This window comes from Chryseobacterium lathyri, from assembly GCF_030812195.1.
Lineage (GTDB): Bacteria > Bacteroidota > Bacteroidia > Flavobacteriales > Weeksellaceae > Chryseobacterium > Chryseobacterium lathyri_A.
Window position 1 is genome coordinate 427,737 of the sequence record NZ_JAUSSF010000003.1, and the last position, 22,203, is coordinate 449,939.

Consider the following 22,203-nt stretch of genomic DNA (forward strand, 5'->3'; position numbering starts at 1 on the left):
TATTAATGCTTCCACATCCTAAATTTAAGAAATCGTATCTGCATATTTTTCTAAATTGATTTTACTTAACTATTCTCCACCTCGATGAGCTCTAAAGCATATAAATAACTTTTTATACGTCGTGATATTCTTTATGAGAACCTATAAAATTATAACCTTGCGTCGACCAAATTTCTGTCTAAACACGCCTTAGTATCAAAAACTACTGCATTTTCTTTCTTTAGTTTATCAAGATCCATATCAAGAAATTCATTGTGAGAAACTGCTATAATAAGAGATTCATATTTCTTTTCCTGAAGGCTATCAAGAATATCAATCCCATATTCACGCTTTACTTCTTCTTTGCTTACCCATGGATCGTAAATATCTACATTTACACCGTAATCTTTAAGTTCTTTATAAATATCTACAACTTTAGTATTTCTTACATCGGGGCAGTTTTCTTTAAAGGTAACTCCTAGGATTAAAGCATTTGAACCTTTAATAACTCCACCTTTCGCAATAAGAAGTTTTACAACCTTAGAAGCTACAAATTTGGCAATAGAATCATTTACTCGTCTCCCTGATAAAATAACGTCAGGATGATATCCTAGCTGTTCTGCTTTATGAGCTAAATAATATGGATCAACCGAAATACAGTGTCCACCTACTAATCCTGGCTTATATTTAAGAAAATTATATTTTGTTCCAGCAGCTTCAAGTACATCATTAGTATCAATACCAATTCTGTCAAAAATTAAAGCAAGTTCATTCACAAAAGAGATATTAACATCTCGCTGTGCATTTTCAATAGCTTTTGAAGCTTCTGCCACTTTTATGCTTGAAGTCTTATGTGTTCCAGCTGTAATAATTTTTTTGTATAACTGGTCTACTTCTTCAGCTATTTCTTCTGTGGATCCCGAGGTCACTTTTTTAACATTGGTAAGAGTATTTACTTTATCACCTGGATTGATTCTCTCAGGAGAATAGCCTACATAAAAATCTTCATTGAACTTTAATCCAGAAAATTTTTCCAGAACCGGTACACATTCTTCTTCAGTACATCCAGGAAAAACTGTGGATTCATAAATAACAATATCTCCTTTTTTTATAATTGCCCCCAACATTTTAGAAGCCGAAATCAAAGGGTTGAGATCTGGGGCATTATATTTGTCTATAGGAGTGGGAACTGTTACTATAAAAACATTAGCCTGTGCAATATCAGACAATTGATCTGTAGCTGTATATCCAATATCTCCATTAGATTCTTTATATTTTTTTAAGCCTTCATTAAGTTTTGTAATTTCAGCTTCAAGAGTTATATCCAGTCCATTATTAAGCTGTTCCACTCTTAGTGTATTGATATCAAATCCTAAAACGGGATAATGATCAGCAAATTCTAAAGACAAAGGTAACCCTACATATCCCTGTCCAATAACTGCTATTTTATATTTTTTCATCATTAGCTAAATTTATTTTTAATTTTTTCAAACCATGTCTTTTCTTTATGGTTATTATATCCATAACCATATTTGTTGTTGTAGCCTAAGTTTTCGCTGCTGACATCGTTAAGAACAAATCCAACATTTTTAATCTTGTTTGTATCAATATTATTGTTAGCAAACTCCAGAAGTGATTTCTCAGTATACTTTGACCTTGACACATAGATAGTCACATCAGCCAATTCAGCAATCAGGAATGTATCTGTAACTAAAAGCAACGGTGCTGTATCTAAAATAATATAATCATAGTTTTCCTTCAATTCAGTCAAAAGAATTTCATAGCGTCCGTTAGAAAGTAATTCAGTAGGATTTGGAGGAATCATTCCAGAATAAATTACATCCAAATGAGGATTAAAAGATGATACATGAACAATATCTTCCAACTTTGTCTGGTCACTATAAAGATATTCAGTAAGTCCTGTAAGTCCTCTTCTTGCTGGATTATATCTTTGAAGTTGTGGATTTCTAATATCCGAACCTATAATAATAGCTTTTTTCTTAGGATTAGCCAGTGTTAGTGCCAAGTTAACCGATGTAAATGTTTTCCCTTCACCCTTCACCGTTGATGTAACAAATACTACCTTGCTTTTTTTATTTTTGGGCAACATAAAATTCATATTTGTAATAAGAATTCGGAATGCTTCCGCCATTGGATTAATATCATTCACCTGAACAATATCAGAATCTCCTTTTTCAAGACTTGGCAATTCTGCGATGACAGGAGCATGAATTAATTTCTCTAAATCATGTTTGGTAACAACCTTATTATTCAGAAGAAGCATCAAATAAATAATAAGGAAAGGCAGTAATAATCCCAGAGCTAGAGCAGCCATAAGGACAGCATTATTTTTAGGAGAAATAGGAGCAGGGGAAGCATATGCTTTATCAACCACCTTCGCTTTAGGAGCAACAATAGATTGTGCAATGGCCGTTTCTTCTCTCTTTTGAAGTAACAGAAGGTACAGATTCTCTTTTATCTGTTGCTGTCTCTCTATACTTCTGAACATTTTTTCGATTGAAGGAAGTTTTGAAATCTTCCCGGAAACTTTATTCTGTTCGTTTAAATATTCATTTCTTGCCAATTCAAGACCAACTTTATTTCGTTGAAGGCTCTGCGTAATGGAATTACGCATGGAATTAATTTGTTTTGTTACATCTACAACTGTAGGATTTTCTGAGGTAGCAGATTCAAGAAGTCTGTTTCTTTGTAAGATAAGCTGATTATATGCAGAAATACCGGATGTAGACTCTGGACTGTTCAATCCTACATTAGAAGGAAGAATCTGATATTGCCCTTGTTTTGAGACATAATTTATCAACGCATTAGTAAGTTCTAACTGAGCGTCAACTTCCAACTGTTTTGCTCTGGCTGCTGCAGAACTTTCTAAATTAATCTTAGCTTCTGTTTCTAAGTCGGTCAGATTATTTTTAGATTTAAAACTTTCTTTCTGATTTTCAACTTCTCCGAGCTCGCCTGACAATTTTTTAATTCTATCTTCTATGAAGTTAAGAGTCTTTCCTGATTCTGAATTTTTATCAGAAATAGCATCATTATTATAAGCTATTACTAAGGTATTAAGAATATCTTTAGCTTTTGAAATCTGGGGATACTTAAGCCCTAATTTAACTACTGTAGCATCTTTTGCAGTAAGGGTCACATCAAGAGCACTTTGAAGGCTGTTTACCTTTGCATCCAGCATAGATATTTGAAGTAGAAGATTATTTGTATCAACACCTTTAATCTCAGTTGGATCAAATTTAGGGTTTTTTGTAATAATAATATTAGCGAATGGAAGACTTATTGTTTTTCCGTATGTAGTAACAAATTCTTTATTTAACTTTTCAGAAGTTAAAATTAACTTGTCATTTTCTATTATTAATTTAACTGTATTTGATAGGCCTTTACCTTGTTTTTCTGAAATTACTTTCACTTCTATGGGAGAAGTTTCTTTATATAACTCTAAAGTGGTAATTCTTCCTTTTGCAATAATGTTTGTCTGAAGATTTTGAGTTACAACCACTTCACGCATCATTTTCTTCGACTTTAAAATCTCTATCTCATTGGCAATACTGTTTGTCTTAAGCCCACCCAGCCCTGAAAGGTCAGGTAAAATTCCAAGATCATTAGGTATTGGCGAAGAAGAGTTCTTAGCATCCTTTATTAATATTGTAGACTGCACATCATATACAGGTACCATAAACTTTAATGAAATATATCCAATAACAAGCGCAGTAAATGCACTTAAAAAGAACCATGGCCACCTACGGAGAAACGGTTTTATAATTTCATTAATATTAATTGAATTTCTTTCTTCTGAAAATTGTGAAGGCTGTTGGTTATCCATCAATTTTTATTTCTTATTAAATAAACTTACTACTACTGCCACAGCCGTAACTGCTATAGAAATTCCGGTCAAGATAAGTCCTGTGTTCGGATTTTGTTTAGATGCAAGATCTCTTGTATTATTAGAAGAAACTATGATAGCATCTCCTTGCTTTAGATTATAATAAGGAGAATTAATAAGGTTAGCATCCTGCAAATTTACTCTTCCATGGGTAACTTGTCCATTCTCTGTTCTGATCACTAATACATCTTCCCTTTTTCCAAACATAGTAAGATCTCCTGCAAGACCTAAAGCATTTAGAATTGTAGCTTGTCCATTTGTTATAGTGTAATCTCCCTGTCTGTTAACTTCTCCTAAAACTGTAACTTTAAAATTGGCAAGTCTTACATTCACCGTAGGATTAATAACATATTTCTCCATTTTTGTTCTCAGATCATCCTTAAAGTCTACTAAGCTTTTACCAGATGTACTTAGTTTTCCTAATACAGGAAAATCTATCTCTCCATTAGTATCTACTATATATGTTGGACCAGAAAGCAAGGTTGCTCCTTGATTAGGCATATTGCTACCAGCAAAACTGTTTGTCTGCACTAATTCTGAAGATGAATAATTCTGATTGAACGGCTTTACTACGTCCATATCTTTTGCGGTAATTAAAATAATCAGTTGATCACCGGATTGTATTGTAGCTTTTGAATTTTTTTCTGACGCTTCAATAGCCACTTTTTCTATATTCTGCATATAGTTTAAGTCATTTGGCTTGTTTTGATTAACCTTACAGGAAACCAGCATTAATGCCAAAAATATCACTAATATTTTTCCATTCATATCTTAAAATTGTACAAATATACATTTATATTTTTCTATTTATCTAACAGTTCATAGACCGAATTATTACTCTTAAACTCCGGAACAATTGACTTTAAAATCTTGACTACCTCTACTTTATCCTTTACAACGGAAGCATCTGTAATCAAGTTGATAAGATTTTCTATTTCCAGAAATTCCATAGTCGGGTCTTTAGAAATCATGATCTTTTCATTATGAGTAGGAAGTGTTTTTGCATTGTCACTTAACAGCTCTTCATATAGCTTTTCACCCGGTCTGAGACCTGTATATATTATTTTTATATCAATATTTGGTTCAAAACCGGATAACTTAATCATTCTTCTCGCCAAGTCTAGAATCTTTACCGGTTCTCCCATATCAAAGACAAAAATTTCGCCTCCCTGTCCCATTGTTCCTGCATGAAGAACCAGCTCACAGGCTTCCGGAATGGTCATAAAATACCTTACAATATCCGGATGTGTAATCGTTACCGGACCTCCAGCTTCAATCTGTCTTTTAAAATGTGGAATAACGGAACCGTTTGAACCTAACACGTTTCCAAATCGGGTAGTAATAAATTTTGTAGTATTTCCTTCAACATGCTGTAAAGACTGAACAAATAATTCGGCAGCTCTTTTAGAAGCCCCCATTACATTGGTAGGATTTACAGCTTTATCTGTAGAAATCATTACAAACCTGTTGACTTTATAACGGCTTGATAAAACAGCAATATTTTTTGACCCTAAAACATTGACGCGTATAGCCTCATTAGGATTTTCCTCGACCAGCGGAACATGCTTATAAGCAGCCGCATGGTACACCATCGAAAAGTTATAGGTCTGAAATACAGGTTCAACTCTATGTATATTGGAAACATCGGCCAAAACAAATTTAAATCTGATATGAGGAAATTTCTCCTTCATTTCGAGCTCAATATCATACAGTGGTGTTTCAGCCTGATCCAGAACAACAATCAATGAAGGGTTGAACTGTGCTACCTGTCTTACGATTTCGCTTCCGATAGACCCTGCACCACCTGTTACCAATATATTTTTATTAAAGTGTCTGCTTCTGACTTCTTCGCTTTCTATTTTTATTGGTTTCCTGTTAAGCAGATCTTCGATCTGAAGATTCCTGATTGCTCCTCCCAGATCACTGTCTCTTAATTTTTGTACAGATGGAGCTTTGAATATATTTAAGTCTTTCTCTAAAAATAAATTAACCCATGAATTCATCTCATCTTTAGACATCATTTCTTTTACAATAATGACTCCGTCAATAATAAGATCCTCTTTTGTAGATTCTTCAATTTTGCTTTTTTCATAGATAGGTTTTCCTAATAAAGAAGCTCTTTTGGAATCTGTTCTTTGGGTAAGAAAGCCTACCACCTGATAAGGCAAACTTGGGTTATCCAAAATAGCACGTGCTATAGCGATAGACTGCTCATCAATACCAAGTACCAGAATTCTTTTCTTAAGAGTGCTTCTTCTATATTCTCTTACAATATGGAAAAATTCTTTCACATACAGTCTGAAAAGGAACAGCCCCATAAAAGAAATGATAAAATACAAGATCAAGAATGGTGTAAGTATAAATTTTCCGCCTGTAGACCAGAAATAGATAAGATTGACCAGCCCTACTACAGTCATAGTGCAGAAGCAGGAAATCAGCAATTTGAAAAGGTCAATAAACGTAGAGTGCCTTATAATTCCTGCATAGGTTTTGAAAAAATACATAAAAATTGTATTTATCAAAATAATAAAAGCAAAAACAATGCTTTTATCTTCGTGATAAATAAACTCTTTTTGGGTAATCTTTTCAATAGTATAAGTAGAGAGAAATAAAGACATTACCAGAATAATAATATCTATTACAAGTATTATCCATCTGGGAAGATATCTTACGTCTGAGAGATTGACAACATTATCACCTCCAAATATTTTTTTTCTAAGAGAGCTGTACATTGCCTGTATTTATGTTCATATTTAAAAGGGTAAACCTACTTTATTAATATTCGTTTCTTGGTGATACAAAATTAAAATAAAATCCTATCTATACTTAAATAAAAATAAATTTATTAAATTTTATTTTGTATTACTTCAGAAATCCTGGATCTGCAGTCGTCCGTTAAATTGGTCCCTGACGGCAAGCAAAGTCCTGTGTCAAAAAGTGTACCAGATAAATTATTTCCAAAAAACTTACACTTTTCATATAGAGGTTGAAGATGCATGGGTTTCCATAGATATCTGGTTTCTATATCATTCTGCGAAAATATTTCTCTAAGCTTTTCCTTCGAAAGTTTATTTTTTAAAATAACGGTATTAAGCCAATAATTAGAAAAAAAATCGCTATTCGGTGCGGAAAACAACTCAATATTTTCATTATTCTTCACCAGCTCTTGATAAAAATCATGATTTTTTCTCTTTTGTTTCACTTTTTCGTCCAGTATTTCCATCTGCCCTCTTCCCATCCCTGCTGCAATATTATCCATCCTGTAATTATATCCTAATTCGGAATGGCTGTAAAATTCTGCATTGTCTTTAGCTTGTGTTGCAAGGATAAGCGCTCTGCTTTTGAAATGTTCATTTCTTGAGATCAAAATTCCCCCACCGCCAGTTGTAATAATTTTATTTCCATTAAAGCTTATAATAGAAAGGTCACCAAAAGTTCCGCAGGGCTGCCCTTTATATTTACTGCCCAGTGCTTCTGCGCTATCTTCAACAATAGGAATTTCATATTTCTTTGAGATCTGGAGTATTTCTTCTGCCATAAAGGGCATTCCGTATAAGGATACTGCAATAATAGCTTTGGGCTTTTTTCCCTGCTGCATGCAATGTTTCACGGCATCTTCCAGAGCATTTGGACACATATTCCAGGTTTGGCTTTCGCTATCTACGAATACAGGAACAGCTTTGAGATAAAGAATGGGGTTGGCGGAAGCGACAAATGTAAAAGATTGGCAGATCACAAAATCCCCTTCTTCTATATTCAATAACCTCAATGCCAGATGGATAGCTGCAGTACCGGAAGATAAAGCTGTAACATGCGAGTTATTGCCTAAATAATTTTCCAGGTTCTTTTCAAATTCATCTATATTGGAGCCATATTGGGAAATCCAGTTGGTATCAAATGCGTTATGTATATATTTAAGCTCATTTCCTCCCATATGAGGAGGTGAAAGCCAAATTTTTTCTTTTTTCAATTATCTATTTATGTTTCGTCAAAAGTATCATTTATTTTTTCATATTCAAAGCCTCTGCTCATTAAATATTTTATCGTTTTAGATTTTTTTTGATATTCCTGCATTCCTTTTTGCCTGGAATAATAATCTTCGAAGATTTTCCTGATCATTTTTTCATAATCATCCTCATTTATTTCATCAAAACAGCTGTTGATAAGCTTTTCTGGAACCTGTTTCTGTTTAAGATGCATTCTGATCTTATTCCTGCCCCAGTGTTTGATATAAAACTTTCCTCTGATATAGCTGCGTGTAAATCTTTCTTCGTTGAGATAATTCTCTTTCAGAAGGTATAGGATAATTTCATCTTTTGCTTCGTCAATTAACAGAAACTCTCTCATTTTTTGCTCAACTTCTGCATGGCAACGGTCCTGATAAACACAATAATTTACCAGTTTCAGTTTTATTTCATCAAAGGTGAAAGATTTCTTCTCCATATAGATATGAAAAAGAATGGACAGGTGCCCATTCTTTATTATAATGTTTTTAAAATCAAATTAATAGTTGAACAGGGCTTTACCTTCCATCAGCTCATTTACTTTCTTTCTTACTGAAGTGATAACTTCTTCATTTTTGATATTGTCAACTACCTCAGAGATTAGTCCTGCAATGGTATCCATATCATTTTCTTTAAGACCTCTTGTCGTAATCGCTGCAGTTCCTAACCTGATACCGGAAGTCGTGAACGGCGATTTGTCATCAAAAGGAACCATGTTTTTGTTACATGTAATATCTGCAAGCACTAATGCTTTTTCTGTTTCTTTTCCGTTTACATTCTTATTTCTAAGGTCTACCAACATTAAATGGTTATCCGTACCACCGCTTACAATATCGAAGCCTCTGTCGGTCATTGCTTTTGAAAGTGCCTGTGCATTGGCTTTAACCTGTTTGGCATAAGTCTCGAACTGGCCGTCCAATGCCTCACCGAAAGCAACTGCTTTACCAGCAATAACATGCTCCAGCGGCCCGCCCTGAATTCCAGGAAAAACGGCTCCGTCCAATACCTGGCTCATCATTTTTGTTTCTCCTTTCGGGGTTTTGTGGCCATATGTATTTTCGAAATCTTTACCCATCATGATCATTCCTCCTCTTGGACCTCTTAAAGTTTTATGAGTGGTAGTGGTCACTACATGACAGTGCTCGAATGGAGAATTCAACAGTCCTTTTGCTACTAGCCCGGCCGGGTGGGCAATATCAGCCCAAAGTGTAGCTCCGATCTCATCTGCAACCTCTCTGAATTTAGCATAATCAAGATCTCTTGAATAGGCTGAGAAACCTGCAATAAGCATTTTCGGTCTTTCTCTTAAAGCAACTTCTCTCATCTGATCATAATCGATAAGTCCTGTTTCTTTCTGAACACCATAAGAAACCACCTGATATTGAATTCCTGAGAAATTAACTCCTGAACCATGAGTAAGGTGTCCTCCCATTGAAAGATCCATTCCCATGATTTTGTCTCCTGCTTTCAAAACTGCAAGATAAACGGCGGCATTAGCCTGAGACCCTGAATGCGGCTGTACATTAACATAGTCAACACCGAAAAGTTCTTTTGCTCTGTTGATGGCTAATGTTTCAACCTCATCTACTACTTCACAGCCTCCGTAATATCTTTTTCCGGGATATCCTTCAGCATATTTGTTGGTCAGTACACTTCCCATTGCTTTCATCACGTTCTCAGAAACAAAGTTTTCTGATGCAATAAGCTCTAATCCATGGGATTGTCTTTGTCTCTCTTTTTCAATCAGGTCGAAAATAATGTCCATTTTACTTTTAGTTTTTGAAATTTTTCACCCCAAATGTACGGAATTTCCTGTAAGATTTCTTTATCCCAAAGTCTGATTTGGGAATAAAATTTCAGATATTATGCATCAATTTACCATCATTTGTGACTTTTTACCCCATTTTATAGCTTCTTTTTAAATATAAACTTGCTTTCACCAATAAGATCAATACAGGAACCTCTACCAAAGGGCCGATAACTCCTACAAAAGCTTGTGATGAATGAATCCCAAAAACGGCAATACTCACTGCGATAGCCAATTCAAAATTATTTCCTGTCGCCGTAAAAGCAATGGAGACATTTTTGTCATAAGGAACTTGAAGCCATTTGTTTATTGAAAAACTAATAAAAAACATCAATACAAAATAAATGATCAGTGGAATTGCAATTTTTACAACATCCATAGGCAGTTCCAATATTTTATCCCCTTTTAGGCTAAACATTAAGACAATCGTAAATAGTAAAGCATATAAAGTGAGAGGTGAAATGACAGGAATGAATTTTTGGGTGTACCATTCTTTTCCTTTGAATTTCGTGAGAAAATAACGGCTTAGAAAACCTGCTAAAAAAGGGATGCCCAGATAAATTAAGACGCTTTCCGTCACATCGCTGATGGGTACAGAAACATTAAAATTACCCAATCCCAATTTTTGAGGAAGGATATTAATAAACAGCCAAACAAGAAAACTGTAGGATATAATTTGGAAAATACTATTTAAAGCAATCAGCAGAGCTGCATATTCCCGGTTTCCTTTTGCCAGGTCATTCCAGACAATAACCATAGCAATGCATCTTGCCAGGCCTATAAGGATCAGACCGATCATAAAATCCGGTTCATTTTTAAGAAAAATAACAGCTAAAACAAACATTAAAACAGGACCTACGACCCAGTTTAACAATAACGAAACAGATATTACTTTTTTATCCCGGAACACTTGTGGTAATAGGCTGTAATCTACTTTCGCCAGAGGTGGATACATCATCAGGATTAATCCGACAGCTAAAGGGATATTGGTTGTCCCTGAAGAAAATGAATTTGTGATTACAGGGATATCAGGAAAAAAGTATCCTAAACCAACTCCGATGATCATGGCAAGAAAAATCCAAAGTGTTAAATACCTATCAAGAAATTTCAATTTGGTCTTCATTTTTAATGATTTATTTTGGAAAAAACATAAAACATTTCAGCACCAATTTGCAGGCTCCTTTCTTTGTATATTCTGGTTTGTTCAGGTGTGCCATCTGAAATTTTCGGGTCTTCAAACATAACTGGAATACGTTTTTCGGCCCCTGAAATGAAGGGACATCCTTTATCTGCCTGTGAGCAGGTCATAACCGCAGCAAAACCTGTACTTGGATTAAAAATAGTATCATGCTTTTTAGAAAATCCAATAAGAGGTAAAGCATTTTCAGAATACTTAACAGCGTATACAGGGTTTTCGCCGTCACTTAATTTCCAAATATGAAAACCAGCTTCTGTTAATGTTTCGACAACTTTAGGAAATAAAGCTGTTGTTTCTGTGCCTCCGGAATAACAATTCACATTAGAGATTTTAAAATAGGCGGATGCAGTTTGTGCCCAGATTTGTGCAAGATGGCTTCTCCTGGAATTATGGGTACAGATGAAATTAACAGATATTGATTCTTGATCTCTTTTTTTCTGCTGTATAAAATCTATTAACGGCTGCAGCACAGCTTTTCTCTCTTCGCTGATCTCTAGAGAAAGAATTTCTTCTATATGTTTTGTCAATTTAGGATACATTCCAATCATTATAAAGGTTAATATTAGCAACAGCCCGAACCTGGTGTACAGCCAGAATCCTGAGTAGCCTTCAGCCCACTTAAGCTTATCTTTTGCTTTTCCAGAGGGATTCCACAGGCATCTGCCGCTAAGCAGGCCGTCAGTTTATTTCTTAAGACAAAATTTTTACCGGTAAATTCCAGGTCATATTTTCCGATGGTCTGATCCTGATATTCTACTTCAATTTCAAAATCTCCAATTCCCAGCTTCTCTTCTGACAGGTTGATGATATGCAGCAATTTTCCAGGTTTAAGACGGTGTTCATAATCTTCAGCATTCCATAGCTGGAAATTCACACGTTCTTCTTTTCTGATGGTTCCTCCACAGTCGATGAAGTTTTTGGTAACCATTCCTATTTCTGTGACATGGAAGTGTTCCGGCACAAATCTTCCGTCTTCCAGCTGGAATTCTACATTTTCCAATCCGGGTAAAATGTTTTTAATGTCTGATAGTTTCATAATTTAATATTTTAATTGTTATAATGCAATATTACGATGATTAAATTCAAAAAAATTTTAACAGCAGTTTTGTTTTTTAACAGTGAAAATAACATTTGAAAAGAAAACATTTAAAATTTCAAAAGCTTTTTCATCAATACAGTAACATACAGAATTGCCTTCAATATTCCCTTTGATCAGACCTGCATTCTTTAATTCTTTCAGGTGTTGTGAGACGGTAGGCTGTGCAAGGGGAAGCTCATTAACGATATCCCCACAGATGCATTCATTGACTTTCAGAAGATACTCAATGATGGCAATTCTTGCCGGATGTCCCAAAGCTTTTGCAATGACTGCGATCTTATTCTGCTCATCCGTAAAGAAATCTGTTTTTGTAGCGCCCATGATATTTATTTATATCGCAATATTACGATAATATATTTTAGCCACAAAATTTTTAAGTAAAAATCCCCGCAGAAATTTTCTGCAGGGACCACACCAATTTATAATATATGATTAAAAACTTTCTTCTGCAAGCTCTTTATTAACAACAGCCCCTGTAAAATTTCCCTGGGCAACAACATTAGCCACAGACCTCATCATGGTGACATTATCGCCGCAAGCAAAAACACCGGGAATATTGGTTTTATGCATAGAATCAACTTTGATAAATCCGTGTTCTGTCAATTCACAGCCTAGGTCTCCGGAAGCATTGATATTTTGAAGAAAAGGTATTTTAGCGTACAGTGCTTTCAGAGAGATTTCTTTTCCGCTTTTAAAAATGATTTTCCGGATGCTTCCGTTTTCGTGTTCTATTTTTTCAATTTCATCTTCAACCAGACTGATATTATTCTGAGCCAGTTTGTTTTTCTGATCTTTGGAAAGAACCGACTTACCATTGCTGAATAGGAAAAGATCTTTCGTCAGGTTATAGACCAGTTTTGAAAATTCATAGCCCATATCACCATCTGAAAGAATTCCAGTCACTTCATTTTTCACTTCATACCCATGGCAGTATGGGCAATGCAGCACTGAAATTCCCCAACATTCTGCAAATCCGGGAATATCCGGCATAATATCTTTCACTCCTGATGCCAGGATCAGCTTTTTGGTGTAGAATTTTTCGCCGGCAGAGGTTTCCGTTTCAAATCCTTGATCTTTTCTTCTCAATTTTATGACAGAACCTTCATGAAATATTACCGTATCATATGCTTCGACCTGTTGCCTGGCAAGATCAGAAATTTCTTTTGGTGCTTTTCCGTCGTGTGTAATAAAGTTATGTGAATGCGGAGTTTGCCTGTTGCATGGCTTGCCGTTGTCAATGATCAGGATATTTCTTAATGATCTTCCCAAAGACATTCCTGCAGATAGCCCTGCATAACTTCCTCCTATGATAATGACATCGAAATTTTTCATTTTACTAGATAATATGAGCTGTTATTCTGTTTTTGATTTTAGCTGTTCGCTTTTCATTACAAAGTTAAAATAAAATTTCACTAATGCAATATTGTTGCGTTAATATTCTACCAGACTGTATACTTATTTTCAACCGATCTGCGAATCAATAAATTAAAATATGTTTCACGCTCAGGTATTAGATCATACTGAATTGAGTATTAATCTCTGTGCTTCACTTCATTAATTTCATCCCTGATTTTTGTGCGGATATCAATTTTTGCTCCTTTAAAACTAAAGATCGTGGTTCCTTTTTCACGGGCAAATTTATTAACAATGGAATCTGCGGCTTTGGAGCTTTCGAAGTAAGGACCTGTTTCTTTTAATTCATCATCTTCTTTGGAAAATTCTTTTACCCGGATCAGATTATCATATTTTTTACTGAGATCGAACCAGTTAATATAATCTGCGTTGAAGGAAACTGCCTCAATCCCTTTCCTGGAATAATAATTAATAGCCCCTGCCTGCCCGTAATTATCGCAAAGAACCAAAGTTCTGCCGCTTCCTGAAAGCTGGGAATATTCCTTATCAACTTTTTGAGCAAGCTCTTTCCATCCCTGCATATCTGCAAAATCCTGGGGCAGTGCATGATCTTTACCGTCTTCCCAACGAAGCAGTCCCATTTTTTTATATTTTTCAGGATGGCTGATGATATATTCCGGACTTTTATTGGGAAAAGCTACATTATATAAGGGTAGAAACAGCAGTACAGGAATCAGGATAAAAACAGGCCTTAGAAACTTCTTCCAGCCTTTTTCAAAAGTGTGGGCCAGAAAAACGGAACCGAATGCTATAAAAACGGGATAAAGCCCGACAGCATAATAATCTTTGGCCCTGAAAAACAAAAATAAGGCAATCGTGATTACATACATCCAAAAGAAGGATCTGAACTTTTCAAACGGTTTATAAAAAAGCAGGGCATAAAATCCCGCAAGGATCACTAATAGTGAACCGATAAAGAAAACGATCTGAGATTTAAAGAAATCAAACCTGTCAACATGAACCAACTGTCTTTCAGTAAGCTCTTTCATGTGATGAACCACAGGAAAATCATGATGGTATTGCCACCACAGATTAGGAAGCACTATCAGTAAAACTAGCAGTCCTGCCCCGTAAAGATGAGGCTGGACAAAGACCTTCCTTTGTCTGGTGAGCAGAATGGCGGGAATAATTCCCAATACGGAAAAAACAATATTATATTTATTCAAAACGCCTAGTGCAAAGATCACGGCAGCAAGGTAGAGCCATTTTACTTTTTCGGAATTAAAATACAGGATCAGGACATAATAAATAAGTGTCCATAGTAATATCTCCAGGGAAGTGGGCTGAAAAAGCATATTGATACGGAGAAGCACCGAAAGTAAAAGACCTGTTGAAGCGAGAATTTTGGCATATAAACTGCCCTGAAGCTGTTCTATAATTTTCCATACAACAACAATGGTCATTGCTCCGAAGAATGCCGGAAAAAATTTCACCCAAAATACGGATCCTCCGAGTGTTTTAACGAGCCAGGCCAGCCATGAATTCACTGGGGGAACGGAAAGATAGCCCCAAGCCAGATGATTACCCTGATCCAAATGCAAATACTCATCTCTGTGTAGCTCATACTCAGGGCTGATCAGGGAATACTGCAGGATAAATTTTGCAGTTATAAAGAAAAAGAGAATAAGGTAGCTTTTCTTCATGGCGTATGGGATAATATGGCTATTGTTTCTTTTAAGACAATTTATTAAAAGTATCCGTTACATCAATGTAAACAATTAAAATAAAAAATCCTGAGAAATAGTTCCCCAGGATCTTACAGTTTAAATATATAGTGATTGTTTACTATTTTTTCTTTTCTTTAAGCTCTTCTTTATCCTTATCGGAAGGGTTCCATACTTTCACCTCAGAATCTTTGGTAAGGCCTGAAAGAATCTGTACATTGATCCCGTCGCTGGCTCCTAATTTCACATATACTTTTTTGAACTTTCCATCCGGCTGTTTTACTTCTACAAAAGGAGTGTCTTTTCCGTTCTTCTTTTCGTACTGGATAAGTGATTCATCCAATAGCAATGCATTTTTCTCAGATTTCAGGACAATTTCACCGTTAGCAGAAAATCCTGCTCTGATATATTCGTTGTTAGGGTTGTTTACATCCCCTTCTACCGGGAATTTTATGGTTCCCAAATTATCTTTTCCTTTAGGAGCGATCATGGTCAGTTTTCCTGGAAACGTTTTGTTCTGAAGGGCACCGATCACGATCTTCATATCCATTCCCTGCTTCAGTTTCCCTGCCTGAGCTTCATCTATCTCTCCCTGGAAGATCAAAGAATTAAGATCTGCAATGGAACAGATGGTTGTACCTGCGTTGAATGAGTTGGCCTCGATTACCTGGCTTCCTACTTTTACAGGAACTTCAAGCACGGTACCTGCTGCTTTGGAACGGATCTGCGTAGTTGCCAGGCCCTGAAGTTCCGGAGTAGCTCCCGTTTTTACGATCTGTAATCTTTTTTGAGCTGTAGCCAGCTGCTGGTTGGCATTTCTAAGGGCCTGCTGCTGTGAAAACAATTGCTGCTGCGAGTTTAAGTACTCCTGCTTGGAAATAACGCCCTGCTTGTACAGCTTTTCCTGCATGGAATATTGCTTCTGCATATTATCTACGTTCATTTTAGCATTACTGATCTGCAGTTGGGAATTCACTACTTCCTGCTGTGCATTATTTACATCAGCAATATTAGGGATGATTCTCACAGTAGCAATCAGCTGTCCTGCCGTTACTTTATCTCCTTCATCTACCAGAATTTTATCAATGATTCCTGCAATATTCGGTTTGATCTCGATCTCTTCTTTTGGGATGATCTTCCCTGTTGCCATTACCTTGTCTTCCATATCCTGGTACTTTGGTTTTCTGGTCAGGAAAGCTTCACTTTCTTTAGAATTGGATTTCACGAGATACCCGATCCCGGAGAACAATGCCACTGCAAATAAAAGCCCCAGTACAATATAAATGGCTTTTTTCCAAGTGAATTTCTTTTTCATATATCTAGTTTATTTTTTACGATTAAAAAGGTTAAAGATTTAAAAACATTATTCTGATCTCAAGGCTTCAATCGGCCGGATCTTTACTGCACGCTGTGCGGGGATCATCCCGATAATCAGGCCGAGAACCACCATTACGGCCATAGCTCCAAATACATTTCCATAATTTACGGTCGGGTTATAGAATGGAAACTCGTCCTGGTTCTGGGTCACCATATTTAAAATAATCAGAACAAAGATCCCACACATGAATCCGAGAATTCCTGAAGAAAGGGTAATGACAACACTTTCCAGAAGAATCTGGTTTCTTACTTCAGCCGGTTTTGCTCCTAAAGCTCGTCGTATTCCTATTTCTTTTGTCCTTTCTTTTACCGTGATCAGAAGGATATTCGAAATGGCAATAACTCCCGCAAGAATAGTCAGTGTTCCTACGATGATCGTTAAAAGCTGCATTCCTGTAAGGAAACCTGTCAGTTTTTTAAATTCTTTTCCTAAGTTGAAGCTTCCGAAGGCATTGGTATCTTCGGGAGATACTTTATTTTTAGTCTTCAGTACTTGTTTTACATTTTCTTCTACTCCGTTAACGTTGGCATTGGGCTTGCTTACAATGGCAAACATGTCAATCTGTTCTCCTGCATTATACATTTTTGTATAGGTTGAAAGAGGGATAAAAGCAGTTCTGTCATTTTCAAAACCACCTCCTTTTTTAACTCTGAAAACACCGATCACGTTAAAGAATATCCCTTTTATATTCACCTGTTTTCCAATGGGATTTTCTTTTTTCTTGGCATCAAAGAAGTTCTTGTAGATTTCTTCTCCAATTACCACTACATTCTTATTTCCCATAACATCAGCATCGTTGAGATAGCGTCCGAAAATAAGTTTTTTCTCAGAAATTTTATTTCCTACCGCATAGTCTCCTGTAAGAGAATAAGTGCTGCTTTTACCGTTTCTGGACATGGACTCGCCGGGCGTTCCGGTAAAGCTTCCTCTGGCATTCTGTGGAGAGATATAATCTATTGCAGTCACTTTTCTTTTCAGCATTTCCATATCTGATAACTGGAGGTGAACTTCCCTTCCTTTCGGAAATCCATCAAATGGAATAGAAGTTTTCTGAGCCCAAAGAAAAATAGAGTTGGTCGCAAATCCGGAGAATAGCTTATCGAAACCATTTTCCATTCCTTTTGCTGCTCCAAGAAGACTCACATACAAAAACATTCCCCAGCCTACACCAATCATGGTAAGGAATGTTCGGAGCTTATTATTCCTCAGTGAATAATAAATTTCCTGCCAAGTATCTTTTTTAAATAAAATGTTCACTTCTTTGAGTTATAAGTTTATAATAATACTATGAGTGATGATTGATAATTGATACTGTCGTAAGAATCATCTGATTATCTTATCACTATTCAGTTCTGAGAGCTTCTATCGGTTTGATCCTGGAAGCTCTGTATGCCGGAACGAATCCTGCAATAAGCCCTGAACACACCAAAGCTATAAATGCCATGAAAATGGTTCCCCATCCTACGCTCGGGCTTTTGATGAAATATTCTTCAAGACTGTCTCCTATTAAGCTAAGCGCCAATACTCCCACTGCAACTCCAACAATTCCTGAAACTACCGTGATCACAACACTTTCCTGTACAATAAGCGCTACAATACTTCTCGGTTTGGCTCCAATAGCTTTACGTACACCGATTTCCTTGGTTCTTTCCTTTACGATATACACCATGATATTACTGATCCCGATAATTCCTGCCAGCAATGTTCCCAGTCCGATAAAACCTACAATCAGGGTAAGCACTGCCATAAACTGGAAGGTCTCGTTCATATTCTGGGCATTATTCCAGACACGGACTCCATTTTCATCATCGGGAGCAACATTCTTCCTGGCTTTTAACCGGTCTTTAAGCTCATCACCATACTTTATGGCTTCCTGTGGGGTTAATTTCTCATTATAGGCGATATATGCTGTAGATACTGTATCGGAACCTTTTTTCATCTGCTGAAGGGTCGTAATTGGAACGGTAATATGTCTTTCGTCCCAGTCTCCGCCGTCATCGGAAAATACGCCCACTACTTTGAACATGGTTCCGTTGATATTTAGGTCTTTTCCAACCGGGCTTCCGTTTTTGATCAAGTCACGCTGAACCATTCTTCCGATCACCGCTACATTCTGCTTTCTTGTAAGGTCCATAGGCGAAAGATAGCGCCCATCCAGCATCTTCCTGTTCTCAATCGTCTTTTCTCCCGGTTCCGCTCCGTTGATCTGGTAAGTACCGCTTTCCTTCCCGTATTTTACCATTAAACTTGTGGTATATCTTGGGCTGGCATCACCTACTTTTTCTTTATCTGTATTAATCAGGAAATCATAATCTTCATTATCCATCGTGACCGTTCTGTCAGACTGAAGTCCTTTATAGGCCAGCGTGGTTTTGCCTGTATAGATCGTGATAAGATTCTGTGCATCTCTTGCAAAACCTTCGGTAAAGGCATTCTGAAGCCCTTTCCCTATTCCGAAAAGAACAACAAAAATAAAAAGCCCCAAAGCCACTGTAAACCCCGAAAGCACCGTCCGCAATACGTTACTGCGAATAGAACTGAATATTTCCTGCCAACGATCTAGGTCAAACATAGTTTTTATTTTTTACTTTGTAAAAGTCAATTAACTGCGTTGTAAATTTTCTCCGAAGTCAATTAACCCTGTTGTCAATGGTAAAGTTGTTCTTAAAGTAGATTCTTTACAAATTTTAATTCACTATTGACAATTCACAACTAATTTTTTATCCTTTTTTCAACATTCCGCTTAATAAAATAAATGTTGTTTTTATTAAATTTTCAATTTTTACTAATTCTTCTTTTTTGATATAATTACAGTCTATAACTATATCAAACATGAATCTAATTCTATAACCGAGCCTCTGGCTATTTCAAAATATCTTTTCCTTTCAATTTCCGATCTTCTGGAACATCCTTCCGTTATATTTAAAACTACCGAAGTTGAAGCTCTCCGTATCTGATCTGTCAGATTAAATCTTTCACTATCCGGAATCACAGATAAAATTTTATAACATTCAATTCTTAACTGTCTGGCCGATTGATAAACATCAAGTTTATAGTGGTTCAGATTTAAAAACATGATTATTTTTTTTCATTTGTATTGGTGTGTTTGTATAACTTAATTTCTAATTAAAATTGATTTTTCAACATTCACAATTCACTTGCGAAGCAAAATTCACCATTCACCATCTACCATCACCTACAAAACAATCTGCTTAATAAACTCATCACTTTCTATGATGCCGTCTTTCAGTATTACATTTCTTTTGGTCTGTGCCGCCACGTCGGGTTCGTGGGTGACAACGATAATAGTTCTGCCTTCATTATTGATATCCTGAAGGAGTTTCATAATATCATGGGTCGTTTTTGAATCCAGTGCTCCGGTTGGCTCATCGGCCAGAACCACTTTAGGATCTGTGATCAACGCCCGTGCAATGGCTACCCTCTGTTTCTGCCCTCCCGAAAGCTCATTGGGAAGGTGGCCGGCCCATTGTGCAAGACCCACTTTTTCCAGATATTCCAGTGCTTTCTGGTTACGTTCTTTTCTCGGAACATTCTGATAGTATAAAGGAAGCGCTACATTTTCCAAAGCTGTTTTATAGCTGATCAGGTTAAAAGACTGAAAAATAAAGCCCAGAAATTTGCTTCTGTACTCTGCAGCTTTTACTTCAGACAGATGCTCAATCGGAACATTATCCAGCTCATAAGTTCCTGAATCTTTTTCATCCAGAATACCGATGATATTAAGAAGCGTAGATTTCCCGGAACCGGAACTTCCCATAATAGAAACAAACTCTCCTTCGGAAATATTAAGATTAATCCCCTTAAGAACGTGCAGCTTGCTTTTCCCCGTATCGTATGATTTATGTAAATCCTGAATTACTAACATTAAGTGATGCTTGTTTTATACCCAATAAGTAGATGATATTTTCAATTTGTTACAAGAACAATAATTTATTCGAATATTTTATTGTTTAACTTATTAATCCTTTATTTACAGTACATTACAAAAAAGTGTTTAACTGTAACTTTAATTTTTCATTTATTTTTTATCAATAACCCCTTCTAAGCCATTATCCGTGCTGGTTTCATGTAAATGTGGAAAACTTTTACAGTTAAAACTCAGCCAATTAGTATTTACCCCTTTCAAAATCAGTTCTTTTTTTCGAACTTTGTCATTAGTTCTTTACAAGAAACCGACACTTATGAATGTGAATATGTTTCTCATGTAAATACCAAACATACAAGAAGTTAAGCATTACTTCAGCGTTATCCACAGTGATGCAGATTATTTAATTTTAAAGCTATTTTAATATGGGAATTTTCGATAAAAGAGTAAGTTACAAGCCATTTGAATACCCTGAGGTTCTTCAGTTTGTAGAGGCGATCAACAAATCGTTCTGGGTGCATTCGGAAGTGGATTTTACTGCAGATGTTCAGGATTTTCATTCGCAGTTAGAGCCGCACGAAAAACATGCTGTGAAAAATGCACTTTTAGCCATTGCACAGATCGAGGTGTCTGTAAAGACATTCTGGGGAAACCTATACAATCACTTGCCAAAACCTGAATTCAACGGACTTGGAGCTACTTTTGCAGAATGCGAATTCCGTCATTCTGAAGCCTATTCCCGATTGGTAGAGGTATTGGGATATAACGAAGAATTTTCGAATGTTATAGAAATTCCTGCCGTGAAAAAAAGAATTGACTTCCTGTCCAATGTTCTGAAACACGCCAATTCTACAACACCGAAAGAATATGTATCTTCTCTTTTATTATTCAGTATCCTGATCGAAAACGTATCGCTATTCTCACAATTTGCGATCATCCTTTCTTTCACAAGATTCAAGGGATATATGAAGAATGTTTCCAATATCATCGCATGGACATCTGTTGACGAGCAGATTCACGCCAACGCAGGAATCTACCTGATCAACAAGATCCGTGAAGAACAGCCTGATCTGTTAACAGATTCAGATATCGAGGACATTTATACCTTGGTAGATCAGTCCATTGAGCTGGAAAGTGAGATCCTGGACTGGATCTTTGAACTGGGAGAATTAAGCGTTTTCTCAAAAGAAGATCTTCTGAATTTCATGAAATACCGTGTAGACGACAGCTTAAAGAAAATCGACATGGAAACCCGTTACAACGTTTCTCCTGAACAATACCGTCCAATGAAGTGGTTTGAAGAAGAAGTTTTCGCGAATTCTATGGATGATTTCTTTGCCAAAAGACCGGTAGATTACACGAAACACGATAAGAGTATTACGGCGAACGATTTGTTTTAATAAGTGAATAAATGTAGCGCGAGCGAAGCGAGCGTCAAAGCAGATAGTATCAGCAATATCATATTGAGTCTATCGAAGCATTTTATTCAAATAAAATTTCTTCATTTCCCGGAATGACAAAATAATTCAAAGCACAAAAAATGATCAATGTAATCGTAACCTACACCGTAAATCCTGAATACGTTTCAGAGAACAAAACCCGTATTCAAACATTTCTTGATGATTTTAAAAATCTGGATCAGGAAACATTTGAGTATAAGGTGTATGTAAAAGAAGACGGGGTTACCTTTTTACATTATTCAAACTACATCAATGAAGAAGTTCAGCATGAGGTTTTGAATACCCCTTCTTTTAAGAAATTTCAAAGATTAAGAGATGAAAGCGGACTGAACGGTACGCACAAAGTGGACATATTACAATCAATATAAAAAGCAACAAAATTCCGGAGCATAAACACTGTTCCGGAAT

At 36.2% G+C, this 22,203-nt stretch carries 20 protein-coding genes; 2 read left to right on the forward strand and 18 right to left on the reverse strand.

Translation table 11 applies throughout. From position 1 onward, the window contains the following. Positions 1-149: 149 nt before the first annotated feature. The 18 genes from J2T03_RS17135 to J2T03_RS17220 all read right to left on the reverse strand — a co-directional run bounded on the left by J2T03_RS17135 (position 150) and on the right by J2T03_RS17220 (position 20,335). A complete protein-coding gene (locus tag J2T03_RS17135; protein ID WP_307220475.1) occupies positions 150-1,442 on the reverse strand; it encodes a nucleotide sugar dehydrogenase in 1,293 nt (430 codons plus the stop codon). Next, positions 1,442-3,826 carry a GumC family protein gene (locus tag J2T03_RS17140; protein WP_307220478.1) on the reverse strand — a complete coding sequence of 795 codons (2,385 nt, stop codon included), beginning with the start codon at positions 3,824-3,826 and terminating at the stop codon, positions 1,442-1,444. Before J2T03_RS17140 ends, J2T03_RS17135 begins: the two co-directional genes overlap by 1 nt. 6 nt (positions 3,827-3,832) lie before the next feature. Next, entirely contained in the window at positions 3,833-4,654 is an 822-nt protein-coding gene (locus J2T03_RS17145) for a polysaccharide biosynthesis/export family protein (protein ID WP_307220481.1), read from the reverse strand. Positions 4,655-4,689: 35 nt separating this feature from the next. Continuing rightward, the gene (locus J2T03_RS17150; RefSeq protein WP_307220483.1) at positions 4,690-6,618 is read right to left on the reverse strand and encodes a polysaccharide biosynthesis protein; all 1,929 of its coding nucleotides are present in this window, start codon (positions 6,616-6,618) and stop codon (positions 4,690-4,692) included. A 113-nt stretch (positions 6,619-6,731) separates the two neighbouring features. Continuing rightward, entirely contained in the window at positions 6,732-7,820 is a 1,089-nt protein-coding gene (locus J2T03_RS17155; RefSeq protein WP_307221119.1) for an aminotransferase class I/II-fold pyridoxal phosphate-dependent enzyme, read from the reverse strand. Positions 7,821-7,864: 44 nt separating this feature from the next. Then, entirely contained in the window at positions 7,865-8,329 is a 465-nt protein-coding gene (locus J2T03_RS17160) for a regulatory protein RecX (RefSeq protein ID WP_307220485.1), read from the reverse strand. Positions 8,330-8,389: 60 nt separating this feature from the next. Then, positions 8,390-9,655, reverse strand: a complete 1,266-nt coding sequence (gene glyA / locus J2T03_RS17165) for a serine hydroxymethyltransferase (RefSeq protein WP_306843346.1) — start codon at positions 9,653-9,655, stop codon at positions 8,390-8,392. A 130-nt stretch (positions 9,656-9,785) separates the two neighbouring features. Further along, complete coding sequence (arsB, locus tag J2T03_RS17170; RefSeq protein WP_307220488.1) at positions 9,786-10,820, reverse strand: ACR3 family arsenite efflux transporter; 1,035 nt, start codon at positions 10,818-10,820, stop codon at positions 9,786-9,788. Between the two features lie 2 nt (positions 10,821-10,822). Beyond that, the gene (locus J2T03_RS17175; RefSeq protein ID WP_307220493.1) at positions 10,823-11,434 is read right to left on the reverse strand and encodes a protein-tyrosine-phosphatase; all 612 of its coding nucleotides are present in this window, start codon (positions 11,432-11,434) and stop codon (positions 10,823-10,825) included. 23 nt (positions 11,435-11,457) lie between these two features. Next, positions 11,458-11,931, reverse strand: a complete 474-nt coding sequence (locus tag J2T03_RS17180) for a DUF6428 family protein (RefSeq protein ID WP_307220496.1) — start codon at positions 11,929-11,931, stop codon at positions 11,458-11,460. 57 nt (positions 11,932-11,988) lie between these two features. Next, positions 11,989-12,315, reverse strand: a complete 327-nt coding sequence (locus J2T03_RS17185; protein WP_306843339.1) for an ArsR/SmtB family transcription factor — start codon at positions 12,313-12,315, stop codon at positions 11,989-11,991. A gap of 111 nt (positions 12,316-12,426) precedes the next feature. Beyond that, complete coding sequence (locus J2T03_RS17190) at positions 12,427-13,326, reverse strand: NAD(P)/FAD-dependent oxidoreductase (RefSeq protein ID WP_307220498.1); 900 nt, start codon at positions 13,324-13,326, stop codon at positions 12,427-12,429. Between the two features lie 200 nt (positions 13,327-13,526). Continuing rightward, on the reverse strand, positions 13,527-15,050 hold the full coding sequence (locus tag J2T03_RS17195; RefSeq protein WP_307220501.1) for a glycosyltransferase family 39 protein: 1,524 nt from the start codon (positions 15,048-15,050) through the stop codon (positions 13,527-13,529). Positions 15,051-15,192: 142 nt separating this feature from the next. Then, a complete protein-coding gene (locus tag J2T03_RS17200; protein WP_306843334.1) occupies positions 15,193-16,386 on the reverse strand; it encodes an efflux RND transporter periplasmic adaptor subunit in 1,194 nt (397 codons plus the stop codon). A gap of 48 nt (positions 16,387-16,434) precedes the next feature. Then, positions 16,435-17,706 carry an ABC transporter permease gene (locus J2T03_RS17205; protein WP_307220504.1) on the reverse strand — a complete coding sequence of 424 codons (1,272 nt, stop codon included), beginning with the start codon at positions 17,704-17,706 and terminating at the stop codon, positions 16,435-16,437. Between the two features lie 85 nt (positions 17,707-17,791). Further along, entirely contained in the window at positions 17,792-19,021 is a 1,230-nt protein-coding gene (locus J2T03_RS17210; RefSeq protein WP_306843331.1) for an ABC transporter permease, read from the reverse strand. A 249-nt stretch (positions 19,022-19,270) separates the two neighbouring features. After that, the gene (locus J2T03_RS17215; protein WP_307220507.1) at positions 19,271-19,525 is read right to left on the reverse strand and encodes a four helix bundle protein; all 255 of its coding nucleotides are present in this window, start codon (positions 19,523-19,525) and stop codon (positions 19,271-19,273) included. A 120-nt stretch (positions 19,526-19,645) separates the two neighbouring features. Next, a complete protein-coding gene (locus tag J2T03_RS17220; RefSeq protein WP_034704703.1) occupies positions 19,646-20,335 on the reverse strand; it encodes an ABC transporter ATP-binding protein in 690 nt (229 codons plus the stop codon). Positions 20,336-20,760: 425 nt separating this feature from the next. On the opposite strand from J2T03_RS17220, the gene J2T03_RS17225 reads away from it, so the two are divergent. Together J2T03_RS17225 and J2T03_RS17230 are read left to right on the forward strand one after the other, a co-directional pair. After that, positions 20,761-21,735: a ribonucleotide-diphosphate reductase subunit beta gene (locus J2T03_RS17225; protein ID WP_306843329.1), complete on the forward strand. Its 975-nt coding sequence runs from the start codon at positions 20,761-20,763 to the stop codon at positions 21,733-21,735. 140 nt (positions 21,736-21,875) lie between these two features. Beyond that, entirely contained in the window at positions 21,876-22,163 is a 288-nt protein-coding gene (locus J2T03_RS17230; RefSeq protein WP_307220510.1) for a hypothetical protein, read from the forward strand. The last annotated feature ends 40 nt before the right edge of the window (positions 22,164-22,203 follow it).